Genomic DNA, 4434 nt, shown 5'->3' with positions numbered 1-4434 from the left:
TAACTCCTCTAAAGATATTTGCTTATTTAAATTTAAACTATTAAATAGCTCCATTAATTCCTTTGTATCCATAACTTCCTCCACATAGTTTCAAAAACTACTTGTTGCGATTTATATATTTAAATATACTAGAAAGCCTGAGATATTTCAAGATAAGTGAATAAAAATAAGAAAAATTAGTCATTATTAATTTATAGAAGCTTTGACATTCATAAATATAATAGTTAATATTACTATAATAATACGTAGTTTTTAAAACTATATATTGAGAGGTGGATATTTTATAATGAAATCAATAACTAAATTAAGAGAACCTGTAAATTGTCTAACTCATGGAATAAGTTTTGTTTTATCTCTTATTGCTTTAATTTTAATGACTGTCAAAGGAATAATTAACGGGCTAAATGGAAAAGGAATTTCAGCACTAGTAATATTCGGAGTAAGCTTATGTCTGCTATATTTAACTTCTTCAACTTATCATGGGGTAAAATGTAAAGAAAATGTTATTCTAACCCTAAGAAAATTAGATCATTCAATGATTTTTGTTTTAATTGCAGGCTCCTATGCCCCTTATTGCTTAATAGCATTAGAGGATTTTAAAGGTACTTTGTTCTTTATAATAATTTCATCACTAGGACTTTTAGGCATAATATTTAAACTTCTTTGGTTTAATTCTCCTAGATGGCTGCAAACTACCCTATATATAGCTTTAGGCTGGGCTGCTGCCTTTTTAATAAAACCTTTATCAAATGTTTTGGGATTTTCTAGTTTACTATTCTTAATTATTGGAGGAGTTTTATATACAATAGGAGGAATAATTTACGGACTAAAACCTGAAAAAATGAAATTCGGCCTATTTGGCTTTCATGAAATATTTCATATATTTATAATGTTAGGAAGCCTTTGCCACTTTATATCTGTTTTCTTTTATATAATATAAAAACTTTATAATAAATAATGTACAATGAAGATAGTAATCCTTCCTTGTACATTATTTATTTAAGTATATATTCAATTAAAAAATAATAATTATTATTTGATATTGATTTTCTTTATTAATTACATTGACTTTTGATTTATATAATGCTAATATTAATACATAGAAAGAATGTAAAGAGTGCAGAATAATATAGATGAATTATACATGTAAAAGGAGGAGAAATTTATGAAAAAAGAACTTAATCAATATCTTGCTAATTTAGCAGTTCTTAATGTTAAACTTCACAATTTACACTGGAATGTTGTTGGCGAACAATTTAAGGCTATTCACGAATTTACAGAAGGATTATATGATGCATATTTTAAGCTATATGATGAAGTTGCCGAATTATTAAAAATTAGAGGAGAATATCCTGCTGCTTCATTAAAAACTTATTTAGAAATTGCAACTGTAAAAGAATTAGCTGAAAATGTTGATTTCTCAACTAAAGAAGTTTTAGATATTGTAATAGCTGATTTGCAGCTTATGAAGAATCTAGCATTAAACATTAGAGCCTTAGCTGATCAAGCTGGAGATTTTGAAATTGTTGCTGAAATGGAAGACCATATTAAAGATTATAATAAAAATCTTTGGATGCTATCTGCAATGACTAAATAGCGGAAAAAAAGAGAGATTATTAAAGGTCTTATAGCCTCTATATAATTTCTCTTTTTTATTGAATTTATTATTTTTCCTTGACTATCATTTTCCTAATTAGCAAATATGAAACTCCAGTTAATAAAACAAAAGAAACTATAAATGTCAATATAGGAGCTTAGTTCATTACTCTTGTAATTAACTATATATTTTTAGAAATTATCACCAAATATTCTCCCTTCCTCTTTTTCCAAGAAAATTTATTAATATTTGTTTTACCTTTAGATGAAAATATGTTAACTTATATGATATAATAACGAAATGAATAATATAGAAATGAGGTTGTTTTAGTGATAACTGTATCAAACGTAAGTTTAAGATTTGGCGGTCGTAAGCTATTTGAAGATGTAAACTTAAAGTTTACACCTGGTAACTGTTATGGTGTTATTGGTGCAAACGGCGCCGGTAAAAGTACTTTCTTAAAAATTCTATCTGGAGAAATTGAACCAAACACTGGGGAAGTTCATATTGATCCTAATACAAGAATGTCTGTTTTAAAACAAGACCACTATGCTTTTGATGAATATGAAGTTTTAGAAACAGTAATAATGGGTAACAAAAGATTATATGACATAATGAAGGAAAAAGATGCCCTTTATGCAAAAGCAGACTTTTCAGAAGAAGATGGAATAAAAGCAGCTGAACTTGAAGGTGAATTTGCTGATATGAATGGATGGGAAGCTGAATCAGATGCTTCATCATTACTTCAAGGGCTAGGCATAGGAACAGATATGCATTATAAAAAAATGTCTGAATTAGCTGAAAGTGATAAGGTAAAAGTTCTTTTAGCTCAAGCATTATTTGGGAATCCTGGAATATTAATTTTAGACGAGCCTACTAACGGTTTAGATTTAAAGGCAATTAACTGGCTAGAAGATTTCCTTTTAGATTTTGAAGGTATAGTAATAGTTGTATCTCACGATAGACATTTCTTAAATACTGTATGTACAGTAATGGCTGACGTTGACTTTGGAAAAATTAAATTCTACGTTGGTAACTATGACTTCTGGTATGAATCAAGCCAATTAGCATTAAAAATGGCTAAAGAACAAAATAAAAAGAAGGAAGAAAAGATTAAGGAATTACAAGAATTTATTGCAAGGTTTAGTGCTAATGCTTCAAAATCTAAACAAGCAACTTCTCGTAAAAAATTATTAGAAAAAATAACATTAGAAGATATCCAGCCATCAAGCAGAAGATATCCTTTCGTTGGATTTAAACCTGAAAGAGAAGTAGGTAACGATATTCTTGTAGTTGAAGGTTTAACAAAAACTATTGATGGAGTTAAGGTTTTAGATAATGTAAGTTTTAGAGTTAATAAAGATGATAAGATTGCCTTTATTGGTGACAATGATATTGCTATTACAACACTATTTAAAATAATTACTGGAGAAATGGAACCTGATGCAGGGGAATATAAGTGGGGAATTACAATAACAACTTCTTACTTCCCTAAAGATAATACGGAGTTCTTTGAAAACTGTGAATTAAACTTAGTTGAATGGCTAAGACAATATGCTGGTAATACCTTAGAAGAACAATCAGAATCATACTTAAGAGGTTTCCTTGGAAGAATGTTATTCTCAGGAGAAGAAGCTTTAAAGAAAGCTAAGGTTTTATCTGGTGGAGAAAGAGTTAGATGTATGTTATCTAGAATGATGCTATCCACAGCTAATGTATTAATTCTAGATCAACCTACAAACCACTTAGACCTAGAATCAATTACTGCAGTAAATAATGGATTAAAAGATTTCAAGAGTGTTGTATTATTCTCATCTCACGACCATCAATTTGTTCAAACTATTGCAAATAGAATCATTGATATTAAAGAAGATGGTTCAATAGTGGATAGGGTAATGACTTATGATGAATACTTAGAATTCTCAGGAAAAACAAAATAACAGGTGACAAGTAGAATTCAAGTTTCAGGATAAATAAAAATCATGAATAGAGGGGTGTAGTTTACATCCCTCTATTTTATATTCTTCATTTTGACTAATCCTTCTATATTTTAATAGATTCTAATAAACCAAAGGTATATTAATTATTTCGCTAAATTCAACTTTAGTGAATTCTAAAAATAATTAAATTATTTCTAATTCTCTAATATATCTTCTAATGAGCTCTTTAAGGCTACTTCCATATCCAAGCTTATCCTTATATTCACGCTCTCCATAATTTAACTCCCTACCTTCTGCTGTTAGCGTAAAGTCTTTACACTATTTTTCTTTTTAAAATCTTTATATGTCAAGGTTTCGCAAGTTTTTTTATAAAAAAACAACGACCCCCTAATTTCATGTTATTATTGAATCACCACAAAACAAAAACATACACGAAAGGTTGTCGTTATTATGGATTTAATTATAACTTATTTAATTACTTATAATCAATACTTACTTAATATTATTTTTCAATTAGTTCTATTTATTTCAAAGTATATTCCACTTAAGCAAATGGCATTTGATGACTCAAATAGCCCGGAATATCAAAAGTTCAAAGTAGACAAACTGCCTAAGATCATTAGATTTGAAAAAGTTGATTATATATTGCTCCTAGAGTACTACAAATATAAATATAACAAGCTTATTAAACCCGTCCAAAGTATTAATGCTAAAATAAAAATTAACAAGATTACAAATATAAAACTTAACAGAATTGCAAATGAAATAGTATAATTATCTCCGACGTAAGGAGGTAATTAGCATGATAGAAACAATAAAGGCAGAACTGAACATTTTGAGGTGCTTAAATATGAAACCAAACTATAGTGACTTAGCAAGAAAATATGGAGTTTCAAG

Annotated in this window: 3 protein-coding genes and 1 pseudogene; all 4 read left to right on the top strand. The window is 28.3% G+C overall.

The window, feature by feature from the left end:
* Window positions 1-286: 286 nt before the first annotated feature.
* The gene (gene trhA, locus KQI16_RS10730) at window positions 287-940 is read left to right on the top strand and encodes a PAQR family membrane homeostasis protein TrhA (protein ID WP_286173074.1); all 654 of its coding nucleotides are present in this window, start codon (window positions 287-289) and stop codon (window positions 938-940) included.
* A gap of 225 nt (window positions 941-1165) precedes the next feature.
* Window positions 1166-1597 carry a Dps family protein gene (locus KQI16_RS10725; RefSeq protein WP_216434312.1) on the top strand — a complete coding sequence of 144 codons (432 nt, stop codon included), beginning with the start codon at window positions 1166-1168 and terminating at the stop codon, window positions 1595-1597.
* A gap of 329 nt (window positions 1598-1926) precedes the next feature.
* Window positions 1927-3537: an ABC-F family ATP-binding cassette domain-containing protein gene (locus tag KQI16_RS10720; RefSeq protein ID WP_216434310.1), complete on the top strand. Its 1611-nt coding sequence runs from the start codon at window positions 1927-1929 to the stop codon at window positions 3535-3537.
* Window positions 3538-3987: 450 nt separating this feature from the next.
* Window positions 3988-4245, top strand: a pseudogene (locus KQI16_RS10715) (transposase); the annotation flags it as partial.
* Window positions 4246-4434: the final 189 nt, after the last annotated feature.

The sequence above is a fragment of the Caproiciproducens sp. MSJ-32 genome (assembly GCF_018918055.1).
Classification (GTDB): Bacteria; Bacillota; Clostridia; order Clostridiales; family Clostridiaceae; genus Clostridium.
This window is presented reverse-complemented; position numbering and strand designations above follow the sequence as displayed.

Excerpts from the sequence above, each read along its gene's own strand:
- KQI16_RS10725 (WP_216434312.1), top strand. The coding sequence starts at position 1,166 with ATGAAAAAAGAACTTAATCAATATCTTGCTAATTTAGCAGTTCTTAAT.
- trhA (WP_286173074.1), top strand. The coding sequence starts at position 287 with ATGAAATCAATAACTAAATTAAGAGAACCTGTAAATTGTCTAACTCAT.